The sequence below is a fragment of the Mycobacterium sp. KBS0706 genome, assembly GCF_005938675.2.
Taxonomy (GTDB): Bacteria; Pseudomonadota; Alphaproteobacteria; order DSM-16000; family Inquilinaceae; genus Inquilinus.
The window spans coordinates 1-15,556 of record NZ_VCCH02000132.1; the positions used below are offsets into that span (position 1 = coordinate 1).

Below are 15,556 nucleotides of genomic sequence, written 5' to 3' on the forward strand. Positions count from 1 at the left end.
ACGGCGTCAGGCACGCCCCTCAAAGGACAGTTCTGAGACAGAACCTAACAGGCCGAGGCGCAGCTCGTTTTCCTGCAGCGAATCCTCTTCGGCGAAGCCCTCAGTGCGGACCATGCACGGGATCGGCGCGTCCTTCGCCAGGCGCTTGCGCTGGACCAACAGGAGCAGGGCCTCGAGGCGACGCCCGCCATAGGTAACATGAAAGCGATCGGTCTCGTTGCCGGCCTCGTCGAAGATCGGCCGCGCGCCGAGGTTCTCAAGGAGGCCGCGATCGTCGATGTCGTCGGCCAGGGCCTTGAGCGTCAGGCCCTTCTTGACCTTGCGGACATTCGCCTTGCTCCGCTCTAGCTTGTCGAGCGGGATGATGCGGGGTTGGGCGAGGACGAGCTTCTTCTGGGCCTTGGCCATCGAGGGCACTCCCGACGGGCGCCGAGAGCCACTCTCTCGATCCTCAACCCGTCGCCCCTCCCCTGCCCTCCTCTCCCTCTATTCAGCGGCGGAACGGGAACAGTTGCGGCCGCCATTGGCCCGAACTGTAAAAGCTGCTGTGAAAGAGGCGGCGGCGCCGCTGTGGGTCGTCACTCGCATTGGACGAGACGCCACGGGCAGCTCGGCGGAGCTTGGCGCCAGGTAGCGCGCAGCGCAGTAGAGCCCGTGCCGGAGGCCTCGCCCCGCAAACCGGCCAGTAGCGAATTAAAGTATCGGATATGGTCCGTCGAAGAGATCGCCCAGGGCTCGTCGGCGGAGATAGGTCAGGCGTCGCTGCCGGAGATGCTCGGGGCGGTCATGTCGGAGATGGCAGCGGCCGCACCATCCCGCCAAATTGTTGTCCGAACAGTTGCTTCGGTCATGGTTCACATGGCAGGCGGCAAGGACCACATGCTTGAGGACGACGGCAATCATCTCCAGCAACGATGGGTCAGACGCGGCGCACCCCTGGTCATCACGCCAGACGCCCGTCTCGGTGTCGTACCAGCGGCCGTCGGGCAACTGGCGGATCTCGTCACCGTGGCGCCGGCGGCAGCTTTCACAACGTCCCTTGGCACGCCCGAACCTGATGGCCTCCGAGATGACGGGCCAGTCGAGCGGATACAGGGGGCGGTGCTGCGGACGGATCGGCATGGCGCGATTCTAGAACAAACGATGAATCGTGCGAATCCCCTTTATACATTCCGGCACGAAGGCAACTGCGCATTTCATGACCAGCGTACTACAAAGTTAGCCATCGCTTTGGCGCGGACGCGGCTCGGCGTGGAAATCTGCACCAGCGAAGCCGAGGGCTTCGGCGGCAATCCTGCAGACATCTCCGTAGTCCTTGAAAACTTGGTCGCACGCGAACCGGGTCTTGACCCGGATCTCCAGGCGTTCGTCGTCAACTCCAGTTACCGCGGCCTCGTCGAGCCACGACTTCCAGGCCGCTTCGGCGCGCCGGTGGCCGATCCGGGCTGTGGCAGCATGGATCCAAGCGGCCCGGTAAGCCACGAGGATCTTCACCGCCTCATCATCGGTGATTGTTGGTTGCCGAGCAGGAATCGAAGGTTCCGACGTGGTCTCGTCGTTGTCCGGAAGGTGCACAGTCGATGCAGCATCATGCGGCCGTGGAGCTTTCGCGAGCTGTCGGAGGTTTCGGGAGAGATCCCAGGGCCGATCGGAAGTGGCGAAGCGAGTGAACCATCCGCCGGGGTTGCGTTCCGGTCGGTCGGCCGAGCGCGGGGTGTCGCAGGCGATGATCCAGCCCAGGATGGCTATGGCCAGGCCGTGGCGATTCACGGCCCAGGACCAGATGCGCTGGGGATTCCGCTGGCCGGTTACGGCAGAGAGGTAATCCCTTTCGACCATCGGGGCCAAAGCCTCGAAGGGCGTAGTGCGCAGCTGCTCGAGGTCGACTATCCGGCGGAGGGTCGGCGACGCTTCCCAGGCTGTGAGAAGGTCGGCGCGCACCCTTTCCGCCGGGGTGGATGTGTCCAATCGGGCGCGGGCGGAGAAGCCTGCTCCCCCTGGGGAGCAATTTGCGGACGTGCCGTTGGCGGGGAGGTGGGTGGTGGCGCTGCACTGTCCGTCGGTCGTGGCCGGCGTGGCCGGCCGCCTAAGCGATTGGTCGCGCGCAGCGTCACTCTGTTGAACAGATATAGCTGGTTCAATGTCTGTTTCTGTTGGAGAGGACTCTGTGTCGGGGCAAGCGGACTCTGTGTCCAATTCCACGAGACGGACGGGGCCGCCGCGCCGGAGCAGGTGCAGGCGTCGATCCTTCTCCTCGACGTGGGCATCGAGGGCAGCCGCGGCGAGGCCGCAAAAGCCGGTCAGGTCGGTGTGGGAGGTACGCCAGCGCGGCCGCAGAAAGCGGCGAATAAGGCCGGTCGCCTCGAGGCGCTTGATCGAGCGCGTCACCTGACGCTCGGTGTAGCCGGTGTCGAGGGACAGGCAGAGGTTGGATGGAAACACGGTGGTCTTGCCGGCATCGAGTGCGGCTTGGTCGATGTGCCGGATGAGGCCGCAGAGAACGGCCTTGTCGGCCTGGGTGAGATGGGCGAGCTCGGGCAGGTGATGGCACACCCAAGCCGCGTCGATCAGCGCCAGTTTGTTTTGGGCTGTGGGCCGGGATCGCGGATATGCGACAGCATCGGCCACCGATGATGGGGCAGGCATAAAGGCTCCGAACAAGGTGTTGAAGCTGCCCGCCAGGCATGCCTATCCGTGGCGTCACGATTCGGACGCTTGATTCGGACGAGCTCGCGCCCTAGATTCGAATTGCGAGTAGGAACCTAAGGCCCTCAGCGGGTCTGGTTTCAGAGGGGCTTGCCGATTGGCGTCGGCAGGCCCCTCTTCTATTTGGCTGGCGTGTTCACGACCCCTCCCCTCTCAGCTTTCGGCTTCCGCTGTGCTGACTGAAACTCTTCATAGAGTTTCGACAGCTTTTGACGAATGAACTGCCCGAACTGAGGCGCCAGGGCCTCGTCGACCGTAAGCCTTGTGGTGCGCGAATTGATGTCGATGCGAACCGCAGGCCGACCGATCGGATCCTTCCAGACAGTGGATTCCGGCCGAGGAGATCGATTGCGCTGCGTCAATGCGGACAAGACGAACAGGAACCGATCGTCACTCGACGAACGCGCAAAGGCCGGATTGGCGAGAGCGTCCGTCACGGCCGCTTCCGCATCTGGACCGGACAGCGCCTCTGCCAATGCTGCCCATCGGTTGCGTCCGGTCGCCGGCGCCGGTCCGATCGCACGAATGAGATGGTCCGGCACAGCTTTTGTAATCGTCAGGTACCGAGAGATCTCCGACGAAGGGGTCGACAATGCAGCGGTGATGAGAGTCCGGGGGTACTGCCTGCGATCGAGCTCGCCGGCAAATAGGGCCCGCTCGATATAGGAAAGATCCTTGCGCTGAAGGTTCTCCTTGCCCTGTGCGATGATGAGCTGGTGGTCGTCCAGGGCTTTGATGACGGCGCGAACCGGTATCTTCAGCCGACCAGCTGCACGCCACCTGCGATGCCCATAGGCGACCTGGTACCGGCCCTGCGCGCCCGGCGCAGGACGGACGAGGATTGGGACTTCCTGGCCATGCTCTCGAATGCTCTCGACCAGAGCCAAGAAATCCGCGTCGTCCTCGATCGCCATTCGATCGACGATGAAGGATGGATCGAGGAGCCCGGGATCCAATTCAACGACAGCATCGCCGCGGTCGAGGTGCTCTCGGATCTTCCGAGCCTCGTCAGCGTCGCTCCGAATGCCGTCTAGCGCCAAGCCGAAGCTCCGAACGACACTGGAAGTTGCTCGAGAGCGTGACGTGTTCACCTCACCAGGGTCGGCCGGCACTTGAGTGAGATCCAGACCGCGACGCCGCGCTCCGCCCGCCGCTGCCGATGGCGGAATGCCCGGGTCGACCGTTCCACCCTCCTGGGAGCGTTCCGAGGCTTCGTCCGCCGGTGTGGAGTCTAATGACAGATCGACGCCACGTTTGCGGATCATCGCTTCCGTCCCCATGCTCGGTGCATCAGGCCTTCGATCTCGGCATTGACCAGATCGAGTGACTCAATCGCCCTGTCGTAGGTCTGGCGGACAAATTTCTCGCGGGCGACCTCATAGAGAGTTTCTTTGCTCAAGCCCGCATCGCTGACCGCCGTCGATTTCAGCATCGCGTTCGTGAGCACGCGCTCGCCGAACAAATTCCGCATCAGCGCAACGACTTGGGTCTGCGGTCCATCATGGGGCTCAAACCGAGTGACCAGATAGCGCAGGAAATCGTAATGAAGATCTGCTCCGCGGCCATGAACAACACGCAGAAGATCTGAGGTCATGTACAGGAATTGCGCCATGCTCGAGACGTCGAGCATCTGCGGGTGAACCGTCACGACGAGTCCTGATGCCGCACACAGCGCTGAAAGCGTCAGGAACCCCAGCTGGGGCGGACAATCCATGACGACGACGTCGTAGTCAGCTTGGACCGTCTCCAGGGCCGTACTGACCCGGGCGAAAAAGAGATCCTCCACCGCCACACCCGACTGCGGGGTCATATGCATCGGAGTTGCGTGTTCGAATTCTTGAAGTTCGAGTGCCGCCGGGACGAAGTCCAGACCCTCGAAGTAGGTTGGCCGGATCACGTCACGTAGCGGACGCCGCTCTTCGTCGTATCGGATCGCTGCATAGAGCGTCTGATTCTCAGCCACGTCGAGTTCGGGCTGATATCCAAACAACGCCGACAGACTCCCCTGAGGATCGAGGTCCACTGCAAGAACCCTGTATCCCTTGAGGCTCAGATACTGCGCTAGGTGGGCCGCGGTTGTGGTCTTTCCGCTTCCGCCCTTGAAGTTCGCGACTGTGAGGACCTGAAGATGTTCGCCGGCTTGCCTCCGAGGAAAGAAGCTCCGGTCGCGGCCTTCAGATAGGGTCTGCCTGATGTTGTTGATCTGAGCCAGGGTGTACAGGAGCTTGCCGCCCGTACCCTTGTCTGGCTCCAGGCCCTCCCCCAGTCGTAGTTTCCGGATATAGGAGTCACTCACTCCGATCAGGCGTGCCGCCTCGGTCGTTGTGAACTTGCGAAGCTGTTTCAGTGACGACGGGGGAAAGAACTTGAGGCGGAGCAGACGAAGGTGTTCGCTCAACGCCTCTGCGTCACCTAGCAGCGCTCGGTGAACCGGGTCCGTCTCCACGGGAATGCCGTCATCCTCAGTGACCAGGGGATTATCGCTGTTGGGTGACATTCACGGCATTCCCGCCAAAAAGCGCATCTAGCCGTGACAAGGTAATGCTGTGTCGCCGACAGGTGTCAACGCTTTTTCACACCGCTTTATATAGAGCTCCTAACCGATTGATACCAATCAGCTTTGACCACGCGGCGTGTGGCGGGGTTTGGCCGCTCCTGCGTTCTTCGTTGCGAATCGCTGATGCCGATTTGCACATTGTCCAATTGTTAAATTGTGCGCATCTTCTGCTCACGCACTACCCCAGCCATAGTGCCTATGTCGGCTCTCCGTAGAAGATCTAGTCCTAGCGAGCCAATCGCCCCACTCACTTCAAGCAGGCCAGCGATGTCGGCTTTATGAGAGCAACAATCTGCGAGAGAGTGGTTCAGACGGCCCGGCAAGCTGCACGAAACCGGCCTGATTCGCTGACGATGCAAGCCCGATCGACCCCGACCGGCTGCGGAGGCGCGGTTTGCCCCGCCCCACCGAAGATGCGGTCGGTCGGGCCGGTCGACTATCGGGGACCTGGCCCAGCCGAATTTGACAGCTGCCAAAGCTTGCCCGACTGTACCGACCGACGAAGTTTGTCGCCTCCGATCCGTGTCTCAGGTCCGCTGTGTGGGAAGCTGCCCTTGGACCACGAAGGGTCGACAAGATTGCAAACGCTCCTCGGTTGCTGCTCACAAGATCTGACTCGCCACAGCCGTGTCCGTCGTCGATTTTGGCAGCGGCCAGTTCGCCCGACTGACGGCATCATCTGGCCGCCTGTCCTAGACTAACGAGGCGGATTGCATGGAGCTTCAGTTTGCCGAATGGCGGCTGCCAACTGGCAAACCATTCGGCGTAGGCAACGGCACGGAATCAATGGTTTGGAAGGTCTGTCCCACGAATTGGCAGCTGCCAATTCGCCAGATTGGGGCAGCATCTGGGCGCCGGCCCCGCCGTATCAAGTCGGACGCATGGAGGCTCCCTCGGCCGATTGGCAGCTGCCAATCGGCAATGCGTTCGGCGTTGGCTACGGCGCGAGCCCATAGGTTCGGACGGTCGTCTCGGCGAAATTGGCAGCTGCCAATTCTCCCGACTGAGGGTGTCGGGTCGGACGGTCTGGAGCTCTTTCCTTTGCCGATTGGCAGCTGCCAATCGGCAGGGCATCCGGCGCGGGCAAGGGCGGGAGGTCATCGGTTCGGAAGGACGGTCCGACGAAATTGGCAGCTGCCAATGGCATCGGTTCAAAGCCCCTCAGGGTTGCCCCGCTCAGGCGCGATACGCCCAAGCCAATCCTCTCATCATCACAAAGGCACCCGCGTGCGACCCAACTAGCGAATAACATTGCCCCGGTCCGACCACCGGACGGCGAGCGGGTGACGGTGCCTCACATCTCGAACGGATGGCTCTCCGAGTCGGCCTGAAAGTACCGGCGCATCGACAAGTCGCGACATCAAGAACCATGCGGTAGTGTCTTGCCCCGCATCCCAACACGGGTCGCGCTATTTTACACTACAGTCGCGCATTTTAAGACTCGGCCACACTCGGTTCCTCGTTCTCCTGTAAACTCCCAAGCCTTCCACCCGCCGCCGACGCTCGCCGCGGCGCGAGCCCCCGCTCCGCCAAAAGCGCGTCGATTCGGCTCTCCACCATCCTGAGATCCGACAACACCCCGCTGAAATCCACCTCCAGTGGCGCCTTGCGCTCAGACGGCGAGGGCAGGGGAGGGATCTCGGACCTCTCCTCCTCGACGTCCCTCCCGGGCCGAGGCCGCAGCCGCGTCGGCTGCACGTCGATGCCGAGCTCGGCCAGATCGCGCGGCACATAGGCGCGATGGGTCCGGCTGCCGGTCAGCTCGACCAGCCAGCCGGAGGCGGCGATCTGGCGCAGCATCTCGCCGGCGCTGGCCCGCGACACCGCCGTCTTCCGCGCCTCGATCACCGCCGGCGTCGCCCGCCCCAACGGGCCGCCGCGGCGGCCCAGGCGGGTCACGTGGCGGACCACGGTCGGGGCGGCGATCGCCGGCGCGGTCAGGACCAGTTCGGCGACCGCCGGCAGGCGGGAGGAGGCGCGGGCGCCGGCGACCGCGTCGAGCAGCCCGTGGCGGGCCCGCTCGGGCCCGTGCAGCAGCCGGGTCGCCGCCGCGACCCGGGCGACCAGGTCCTCCAGCGCCCGGCGCAGCCAGCGCGACGCCGGTCGCGGCGGCCGCGGCCGTGGGAACGGGCCGGGCAGGGGGCGGCAGGCCAACGCGTGTACTCGGGGTCACTACAAGAGTAGCGCGTAGGCGTCCAACATCTGGGAACGGTGATGGCAACCGGGCGGACACCAGATAGGCGGCCGCTCGGCTCTCCGGTCCGGATTTGGGCCTGCGCAGGGCTCGGAAGGAGCCGGGAGACGGCAAATCCTGGTGGCTCCAGTCATCGATGCCGCTCGGCGCCGCGTTCCAGGGCGGTCGTTGGGGGTACGCGCGCACGACGCGCGGCTGCCGAAGGTACTCCACGCTGTGGCACGGGAAATTTACTGGCAAGCTACAAGCTACGGCTGACGAATAATCGCACGGAGTCTGATGTCGGCAGCTCGATGCCGGCGGACGTCGCCGGCCGGGACGACCTTTGCACCGCCGACGTCGGGTGCGAAATGGTCCGACCGTCAAGCTGCAAAAGAGGACAGCTGTGACGCCGAAACCCCGATACGCATGCTCGCATTAGGCGAGTGCGTTGCATCAGCGCACTCGCGCCGGTTCCGTAAGCCGAATACCAGCCAGTCCAGCGATGGATGAAACCAGTAGATTGTCCCGAGCAACCTCAACGCCCGGACGGATTTTTCGGTCGTCTCGGCGGCCGCAGCTGACGTCCTCTCTCTGTCGAACCGGTCAAAGTATGCCACAAGGTGAACGCAACCGTTATCAAGGGTGAACCGAATGCCGGAAATCGTCGGTCCTATCACATCTGTCGTTGATGGCTCCTACTGGACAAGCACGCTGTTGTCGCCGGCCAATTCATTACAGCTCGGTTATGGCGGTCAGGCGGAGCAATTCGCGATAAACATGGCCTGGCCATATACCTACTTTTGCACCGTCCGAAGCGTCAATCAGCAACGATACGTTCAATGGACCGCTGATGGCTGGATTGTGATCTCAGATATTAGCTCCTCGACCAATTGGGATGATATATCTACCGATATTCAGAAGACCTTGGCTTTTGCCTATTCGGAACCCTACGATGGATGGTTCAGGCTCCAAGTAGGGCTAGCGAACGGAAACAGTGTAACGGTCCAAAGCGGTGATCCCAATTATCTCTTTACTGGCCCCGATCAGGACGACTTCAGCCTATTTATAAGACCCTAGGCGTAAGCGGCAGGCCCATCGATAAATTGCAGGATACCAGCAATTTGTGATTCGGTCGGTTACGCAACCCGCATACGAGCGAACCCAGCGATGGATGAAGCAAGTTAAAAGACCGAATGAATTCAATGTGGATCGACATGTTGATCGCTCCCGCGTCAACCACTGCCGTCTACTGTCTGTCATAGCGGCCGAACGAACGAACAGCGTGTCGCCATGTCAATGCAACCCCTGTCGAGGATAAAAAAGAATGCCATACATGAATGGTTACATCACGTCGGGCATGAATAATATGGCTTGGACTAGCGAGGTTAATACGCCATACCAGACGTTGTTATTGGCTGCCTGGACCACGGAGCAATTTGGGGTAAGCTTCGACTATCCCTTTACTCACTTCTGCACGATCTCCAGCATCGACAAGCAAAAGTACATCCAATGGACCGCAGACGGCAGGATTTTGATCTCGGATATTGACTCCTCGACCAATTGGGATGATTTGGCGCCTGATGTCCAGAAGACCTTGGTCTTCGCCTATTCGGAACCTGGCGATGGCGCTTTTCGGCTTCAGGTTCCAGTCGGGGATGGACAAACGGTGAAAGTTGTTCTCGATGGAACTGGTAAGTACCTTCTCGTAGCTCGCCCTGAGGTGGATGACTTCAGCATATTCAGAGATCCCTACGTTGACTAGGGCGGTCGATCAGTTTGGCCCTGAGGGCCACGACCTACTGGATGAGATCCTGCGTCATGTTTCGCCGCGGACCTGGGAGCGCATTGACCTCGGCACCTACGACTGGCGCAGCGAGGCCCCCCGTCCCGGGGACCCTTCCGGCCTGTACACAAACCCACAACCGAATTCCGGGCGTCCACCTGACCAGTCGTGTTGCTCTTTCATTCTCAAATGTCGGACGCCTGCGCATAGGTCTTGCACCGACCTCAGATCGGACAACAACATTGCTCAGGATCCCGTAACTACCCCATTCGCACGCGCGCCTTGGCGATGCAGGCCCATTTCGCTAAGCAGCGCCTCGATCCGGCACTCCACCATCCTCAGATCCGAAAACACCGCCGTATAGTCCACCTCCAACGGCGCCTTGCGCTCGCCAGGGGAGGGCAGGGGAGGGATCACCGCCGGCTCCTCCTCGGCGACGTGCCCCGGCGGCGGCCGCAGCCGCGCCGGCACCATGGCGATGCCGAGATCGGCGAGATCGCGCGCGACATAGGCGCGGTGGCTGCGGCTGCCGGTCAGCTCGACCAGCCACCCCGTGGCGGCGAGCTGGCGCAGCATCTGTCCGGCGCCAGCGGCCGACACCGCTTCCTTCTTGGCGCGGGCCTCGATCGCCGCCGGCGTGGTCCGGCCGAGCGGCCCGCCGCGGCGGGCGAGGCGGGTCAGGTGGCGCACCACCGTCGGCGACGAGATCGCCGGGCGGGTCAGCGCCAGCTCGGCGATGGCCGGCAGCCGGGACGAGGCGCGCAGGCCGGCGATCGCCTGCCGCAGCCCAAGCCGGGCCCGCTCCAGCTCCTGCAGCCTACGGGTCATGTCTCCGACCTGGCCGATCAGGTCGGTCAGCGCCAGCTGCATCCAGCGCGCTGGTGCCCGGACGGCACGGCCGCGCGGAAACAGGCCGGGGAGGGGGCGAGCGCTGAAGCGCTGCGCCCAGGCGGCGATGGGAAAGGCGATGGTCAGCGCCATCGGGTCGCCGGCGGCGGCGACCCAATCCCAGGAGGCGCGCAGCAGGCCGGCGAGCCCGGCCTCGGACCGGCCAAGGGCTGCGATGCAGTCGGTCAGATCGGCGGTCGACCAGCCAAAATGCCGCTCGGTCCACGGCCCCATGGCCTCGGCCGCCGGCCCGGTATCGAGCAGCCGCTCGAGGTCGTGGCCGCACTCGGCCGCGGCCGCGAACCAGGCGCCCTGCAGCTGGACGTGGCGCAGAGCCGCCGGGATGCCGTGATCGTTGCGGTAGACGGCGATCGGCAGCTCCGCGGCGGCGGCGAAGAGCCGGCCGCGGTCGAGGGTCAGCCCGCTGTCCTCGGCGGCGGCGGCGCCCGCCAGCACCATGGCGCGGAGATCCCAGGCCTCGGCCAGCGGGTGGCCACGCAGCTCGCGGTCGAGGCGGCCGAGATCGAAGGCCAGGCGCTCGATCAGCAGGTAGTGGTCGGGGCCGAGGATGGCGGTCATGACGGCTCCAGGCGGAAGCTATCCCGGGCCATAACTTTAGAACGGCGGGAGCCGTCGCTCCAGCCTATATGTGCACCATCCTGTCAGTTTTCAGAGTTGGCTGCAGCGACGCGTCACAGATCGCTTCAGCGGCCCGTTACGCCAGGAGCGGCCTCGATATGCGGCGATCGGGTGCCGTTTGGTGGCGCTCGAGAAGCTTCTTTTGAGGTCGTGTACAATGTATGAATGGTCCCCAAACGACCGTTTCCTGGTCACACATGATTATGTACGATGTGCCCGATCGGCCAGTGGAGGGGACGCTGAATGGCGCTTGTCGGCTATGCCCGGGTCTCGACCGAGGACCAGACCACTGATTCCCAAAAGGACGAGCTGGGTGCCGCTGGATGCACCGAGATCTTTGAAGAGAAGGCGTCCGGGGCGAACCGCTCTCGTCCCGAATTGGCGAAGTTGCTGCATCGGGTCGGCCGAGGGGACGTGCTGGTGGTCGTGCGCATCGACCGGTTGGCGCGCTCGCTCTCGCATCTTCTCCAGGTGATCGAGGACCTAGAGGGCAGGGGAGCACACTTCCGTTCGCTGCATGATCCGATCGATACGTCGAATCCGCAGGGCAAGTTTGCCATGCAAGTTCTTGGTGCCGCCGCCGAACTCGAGAGGGCGCTGATCCGGGAGCGAACGAGAGCAGGCTTGCGGGCAGCCAAGGCCAGAGGCCGTGTCGGCGGCAATCCCGCTCTCCGCGCTCGGGAGCCGACGGCGATCCGCCGCGCCGCTGCCATTCGCGACCAGAAGTATTTCGCCGAACTCAATCTGTCCGCTCCCGCATGGCTGCCTGTCGTCCGACAACTTCGGCCGGATCACTGCTGGTCGACGGTGGTTCGCGTCCTGAACGCGCGCGCACGATCGGGTGCCTGGACCACCGACCGGTTGGTGAGAGCCGTGAAGCGCTTTGTCCGTGAGGGATTTGCCGACAAGGCGCTACTCGACCGCGCGCCGAGGCGCACGAAAGCAGAGCACGCGGCCATCCTGATATCGGGTATCGCCCAGGCCAACCCGACGCTGTCGCTCAGAGCCATCGGTGCCCAGCTCGTCGCGATGCGGGTGAAGCCTCCGCGGGGGGGTGAACGATGGTCAGCCTCGTCTGTGCGAAGCCAGCTGAGGCGAGCGCAGCGGCTTAGCCATGTGATCTCGGCCGAGGCTCTTCTGACGAACTGATCGGCACCTGGCAGCCGAGCGTCTCCAGTGGGGGTTGGAAGCCGAGGGGAGCCAATCTCTACCCATGCACGAGAAGGGCGCCCCTGCCGGTCCGGTCAGTCGGAGCAATCGCTCTTAGGCGGCGCTTTCACGGGCGCCACGCCGATGACGCGCTCCACCTCCAGACCCGCAACGATGAATGCCTGGACCACCTCGGCATCGCTGGGCCACCTGGGGAAGTGGCCGGTGACGGATTGCGGCTTATAGGGGGCGCTTCAAGAACAGGTCGTAGGCGTCCGGAATCCGCGAACAGATTGAGAACCTGCTCGGTCCCGGAAAGGTCCGTTTAACGGAACTCGATCCGAAAGACCGCGCGTGCTTCTTCGCGACCTCAATGGCGGTGGCGGGCAACCGGTTGAGCGGCAGGCGGCCGGGTAGAGGCTGCTGCGGCGTGATTCCTGATGTCGGCAGGGTGAATAGCGGCCATCGCTCCGGGCTCCCGAGAGCGGACATGGCCGCACGCGACCCGAGCGGTCATGAGGCGCAGCGAGAGGCCGTGCCTTTTGCCTTCTGGTACCCGCACTGGAACGATCCGACGTGCTTCGATGCCATCTGGAAGGACGCACTGCGCATGAAGCAGAGGACCGTCATGACTTGGTGCCCCCGCTTCCGTACAAACGCGGCTCGGCGACGACGCAACCCGCTCGGCGCCAGAACCCCGAGTGTCACAAGGACGAGTCATGACGACACCCCTCGAACCCTCTCCTCAACTTTCCCGGCGAGCGCTCGTCGCGGGCCTTGGCGCATTGCCCGCCATGCCCCTGCTGACGAGCGGTCCGACGTTGGCACAGACCGCGGCCGTGCCGGCCTCGGTGAGCGGCGTCTTCCGCCATCCCGGGCTGCTGATCACCGACGCGGATTTCAAGCGCATCCGCGACCACATCGCGGCCGGCCAGCAGCCGTGGACGGACTGGTGGAACAAGCTCTGCGCCGACCGCGCCACCGCCCTGGATATCGAGCCGAATCCCCAGGCCGAGGTCTATCGGGCCGACAACAGCAAGTACGCGATGTACCGGGACATCCAGCGCGCCTGGTGCCTGGCCCTGCGCTGGAGGCTGTCGGACAACCCGCAGTATGCCAACAAGGCGGTGGAAACGCTGGACGCCTGGTCCGGCAAGCTGAAGGTGATCGGCACCGTGCGCCCGGGATCGACGGCCCATGACGACCACACCTTCATTCTGCTGGCCGGCATTCAGGGCCACCAGTGGGCCCAGGTGGGTGAGATTCTGCGTGGCTACCGCGGCTGGCCGCGCGCGAACCTGGCGCGCTTCCAGCAGATGCTCTCCACGATCTTCGCCCCGATTTCGTCGCAGTTCCTGAGCGAGGGACGCCTGGGCTCCCATGCCAACTGGGAACTCGCCTCGCTGTGCGGCGCCCTGGCCATGGGCGTGTTCTGCGACAAGCCCGATCTCTACCGGCAGGCCTGCGACGTCTACGCGGGCAACAACCGCGGCAAGCTGCGGAACTTCGGCAACGGCTCGATCGTGCATGGCGTCTACTTCATGCACCCGGGCTACCTCGGACAGTGGGAAGAAAGCGGCCGCGACCAAGGGCATTCGACGCTGGGCATGTCCCTGGGCGGCGATCTGCTGGAGATGGCCTGGAACCAGGGGGACGACCTCTACGGCCTGTACAACAACCGCTTCCTGGCAGCGGCCGAGTACGTGGCCCGCTCGAACCTGCTGGACGAGCACGGCCGCACCTACCCGATGCCTTTCGCGCCGGAACACAATCCCTCGCAGCCCCACCCGTCGAAGTGGACGGAGGTGAACCAGTCCTTCCGGCATGGGCGCAATGCCTGGGAACCGATCTACAACCATTACGTCAACCGCATGGGGCTGGCCGCGCCCAACGTCGCGCGCATCGTGAAGCAAGTCGAGCCGAACTATTGGTCCGGCAATGGCGATGACATGGTGTTTCCGACATTGACGCAGCGCCGCGCGCCCTATGCCGGCCCGATGAAGCCGCCGTCCGGGCTCGCGGCACCCTTGCGCAATGGCCGTCCGGTGCTCTCCTGGTGGGGCAGCGTTGGCGCCGTCTCCTATGCGGTCAAACGCAGCGCCAATGCCAATGGCCCCTTCATGCACCTGACGACCGTGCCGGCCAGCCAACTGCTGACGCACACCGATGCGCCGCCCGCGGGAGTCTGGTACTACCAGGTCACCGCGTTGGGTGGTGCCAGTGCCGGCTCGAATGTCGTGCGGGTCGCGGTGCCAGGCGAGGCGCGACTGCTGATGCCGCTCAATGGTCAGAACGGCACGGGCACGATGGGCATACTGCTGACGCCCGCCGGTGGCTGGACGCTCGCCGACGGCCAACTGCTGGACGGCGCGACGTGGGGCGAAGGCCGCCTCAAGGACAAGGCCGTCGTCTTCGATGGCAAGAAGGCGGGTCTGCAACTGCCGGCTGGCATCTTCAGCGGCCTGGATGACTTCACCGTCTGCCTGTGGGCTTATGCGAATTCGCTGAACTGGGACACTGCGCTGTTCTTCGTCGGGCAGGACGGCTTCTCCAGCATGTCGATCGTGCCTAAGACCGGCGGCGGCATGCGTTTCGTGATCTTCGGTGCCAGCCACAACGACGCCCAGATCATGCAAGCCCCCGGCGACATGCCAGTTCGCCGGTGGGTCCATGTCGCGGTGACGCTCAAGGGCACCACCGGGCGGCTGTATCTCGACGGCAAGGAAGTGGCCAATGCCGACGACATCGTCCTGTCGCCGCGCCAGGTCGGCGATCAGGTGGCCTTCCTGGGACGCAACTGGCAGCATCCGTCCTTCGATGGCCGCGTCCAGGGCTTGCGGGTCCATGCAGGCGCGTTGAGCGCGACGGAGGTGGCCGCGCTGGCCAAGTGATTCGCTGCTGGTGCAGCCACGCGTCCCTGGACGTGCGAGCGGAGCGCCCTCGCGCTCCGCCTCGGGGTGGGCTGCGACGGATCGGTCCAGATGTAGTCGCTGGTGAGGTTGATGTGCTGCCAGCCGAGTGGTGCCAGATAGGGCAGCAGGTCGTCCGGAATGTCTTCGCCCCCGGGGCACGCATGAGCTGGATGGCGCGCTCGATGTAGACCGTGTTCCACAAGATGATGGAAGCGACGACCAGGTCACCGGATCGATGTCGTGGCCTCGTCGCTGAATGGTTTACGCCGGACGATGGCGCGCGTTCAGCTGGACTGGAACCCCGCACGTCCCAGGCCCATCCGCCGCAAGTCGAGGCCGTCCTGCTTGCTGAATATCTCAGCCAAGCCATTGGCGTAGCGGTCGAGCGAGCCCTCTCGTTGTGCCGACAGCCACCCGGCATGGACCACCACGAACAAGATCTTGAACTCCTCGCCCAGCCTGGCGCGTGTGTCGGGCGAAGCGAGACGAGGGTCGGAGAGAGCGGCCGCGGCCTGAGCGCGCGCACCGCCAACTGCTCCGGGCGGGGGTTCCTGCCCGCCATGAACGATCATCCAGCCGAGGATCATGTATGCGGCAAGCGCGTTCGCTGCATCATTGCCGGCGAGACCATAGGGCTGGACGATGCCGTCATAGATGGCGGCGTAATCGTTGCGCCGCAGTTCACCCTCGGCGATCGCCGCATTCTCCGGGCTTGACCGACGGACACGCTCTATGAATTCGCTCAG

At 63.9% G+C, this 15,556-nt stretch carries 12 protein-coding genes and 1 pseudogene; 4 read left to right on the plus strand and 9 right to left on the minus strand.

Annotated elements, in window-relative coordinates:
• Positions 1-6: 6 nt before the first annotated feature.
• The 6 genes from FFK22_RS37560 to FFK22_RS37585 all read right to left on the minus strand — a co-directional run bounded on the left by FFK22_RS37560 (position 7) and on the right by FFK22_RS37585 (position 7,417).
• On the minus strand, positions 7-408 hold the full coding sequence (locus FFK22_RS37560; protein WP_138892984.1) for a ParB/Srx family N-terminal domain-containing protein: 402 nt from the start codon (positions 406-408) through the stop codon (positions 7-9).
• 285 nt (positions 409-693) lie between these two features.
• On the minus strand, positions 694-1,122 hold the full coding sequence (locus FFK22_RS37565) for a hypothetical protein (RefSeq protein WP_138892983.1): 429 nt from the start codon (positions 1,120-1,122) through the stop codon (positions 694-696).
• Between the two features lie 96 nt (positions 1,123-1,218).
• Positions 1,219-2,646, minus strand: coding sequence for a helix-turn-helix domain-containing protein (locus tag FFK22_RS37570; RefSeq protein ID WP_138892982.1), 1,428 nt, complete (start codon positions 2,644-2,646; stop codon positions 1,219-1,221).
• 179 nt (positions 2,647-2,825) lie between these two features.
• The gene (repB, locus tag FFK22_RS37575) at positions 2,826-3,971 is read right to left on the minus strand and encodes a plasmid partitioning protein RepB (protein WP_186002881.1); all 1,146 of its coding nucleotides are present in this window, start codon (positions 3,969-3,971) and stop codon (positions 2,826-2,828) included.
• Positions 3,968-5,203, minus strand: a complete 1,236-nt coding sequence (gene repA, locus FFK22_RS37580; RefSeq protein WP_138892980.1) for a plasmid partitioning protein RepA — start codon at positions 5,201-5,203, stop codon at positions 3,968-3,970. The genes repB and repA overlap by 4 nt, the downstream gene beginning before the upstream one ends.
• 1,494 nt (positions 5,204-6,697) lie before the next feature.
• Positions 6,698-7,417: a hypothetical protein gene (locus FFK22_RS37585; RefSeq protein ID WP_138892979.1), complete on the minus strand. Its 720-nt coding sequence runs from the start codon at positions 7,415-7,417 to the stop codon at positions 6,698-6,700.
• 673 nt (positions 7,418-8,090) lie between these two features.
• Between FFK22_RS37585 and FFK22_RS37590 the strand changes: the two genes are divergently transcribed.
• On the plus strand, positions 8,091-8,516 hold the full coding sequence (locus FFK22_RS37590) for a hypothetical protein (protein ID WP_138892978.1): 426 nt from the start codon (positions 8,091-8,093) through the stop codon (positions 8,514-8,516).
• Positions 8,517-8,772: 256 nt separating this feature from the next.
• Positions 8,773-9,201, plus strand: coding sequence for a hypothetical protein (locus FFK22_RS37595; RefSeq protein WP_138892977.1), 429 nt, complete (start codon positions 8,773-8,775; stop codon positions 9,199-9,201).
• Between the two features lie 267 nt (positions 9,202-9,468).
• Here FFK22_RS37595 and FFK22_RS37600 read toward each other — a convergent pair whose 3' ends face one another.
• Entirely contained in the window at positions 9,469-10,689 is a 1,221-nt protein-coding gene (locus FFK22_RS37600) for a hypothetical protein (protein ID WP_138892976.1), read from the minus strand.
• A gap of 303 nt (positions 10,690-10,992) precedes the next feature.
• Here FFK22_RS37600 and FFK22_RS37605 point away from each other — a divergent pair, with 303 nt between their 5' ends.
• Entirely contained in the window at positions 10,993-11,898 is a 906-nt protein-coding gene (locus tag FFK22_RS37605; RefSeq protein WP_138892975.1) for a recombinase family protein, read from the plus strand.
• A gap of 719 nt (positions 11,899-12,617) precedes the next feature.
• Entirely contained in the window at positions 12,618-14,789 is a 2,172-nt protein-coding gene (locus FFK22_RS37610; protein WP_138892974.1) for a LamG-like jellyroll fold domain-containing protein, read from the plus strand.
• Positions 14,790-14,857: 68 nt separating this feature from the next.
• Here the strand turns inward: FFK22_RS37610 and FFK22_RS37615 are convergent.
• Positions 14,858-15,051, minus strand: a pseudogene (locus tag FFK22_RS37615) (Tn3 family transposase); the annotation flags it as partial.
• 43 nt (positions 15,052-15,094) lie between these two features.
• The coding region (locus FFK22_RS43465) for a hypothetical protein (RefSeq protein ID WP_186002882.1) at positions 15,095-15,556 on the minus strand (462 nt) is incomplete at its 5' end.

Bases quoted from the DNA above. Each gene is read 5' to 3' on its own strand.
- FFK22_RS37560 (WP_138892984.1), bottom strand. From the start codon at position 408: ATGGCCAAGGCCCAGAAGAAGCTCGTCCTCGCCCAACCCCGCATCATC.
- FFK22_RS37565 (WP_138892983.1), bottom strand. From the start codon at position 1,122: ATGCCGATCCGTCCGCAGCACCGCCCCCTGTATCCGCTCGACTGGCCC.
- FFK22_RS37570 (WP_138892982.1), bottom strand. From the start codon at position 2,646: ATGCCTGCCCCATCATCGGTGGCCGATGCTGTCGCATATCCGCGATCC.
- repB (WP_186002881.1), bottom strand. From the start codon at position 3,971: ATGATCCGCAAACGTGGCGTCGATCTGTCATTAGACTCCACACCGGCG.
- repA (WP_138892980.1), bottom strand. From the start codon at position 5,203: ATGTCACCCAACAGCGATAATCCCCTGGTCACTGAGGATGACGGCATT.
- FFK22_RS37590 (WP_138892978.1), top strand. From the start codon at position 8,091: ATGCCGGAAATCGTCGGTCCTATCACATCTGTCGTTGATGGCTCCTAC.
- FFK22_RS37595 (WP_138892977.1), top strand. From the start codon at position 8,773: ATGAATGGTTACATCACGTCGGGCATGAATAATATGGCTTGGACTAGC.
- FFK22_RS37600 (WP_138892976.1), bottom strand. From the start codon at position 10,689: ATGACCGCCATCCTCGGCCCCGACCACTACCTGCTGATCGAGCGCCTG.
- FFK22_RS37605 (WP_138892975.1), top strand. From the start codon at position 10,993: ATGGCGCTTGTCGGCTATGCCCGGGTCTCGACCGAGGACCAGACCACT.
- FFK22_RS37610 (WP_138892974.1), top strand. From the start codon at position 12,618: ATGACGACACCCCTCGAACCCTCTCCTCAACTTTCCCGGCGAGCGCTC.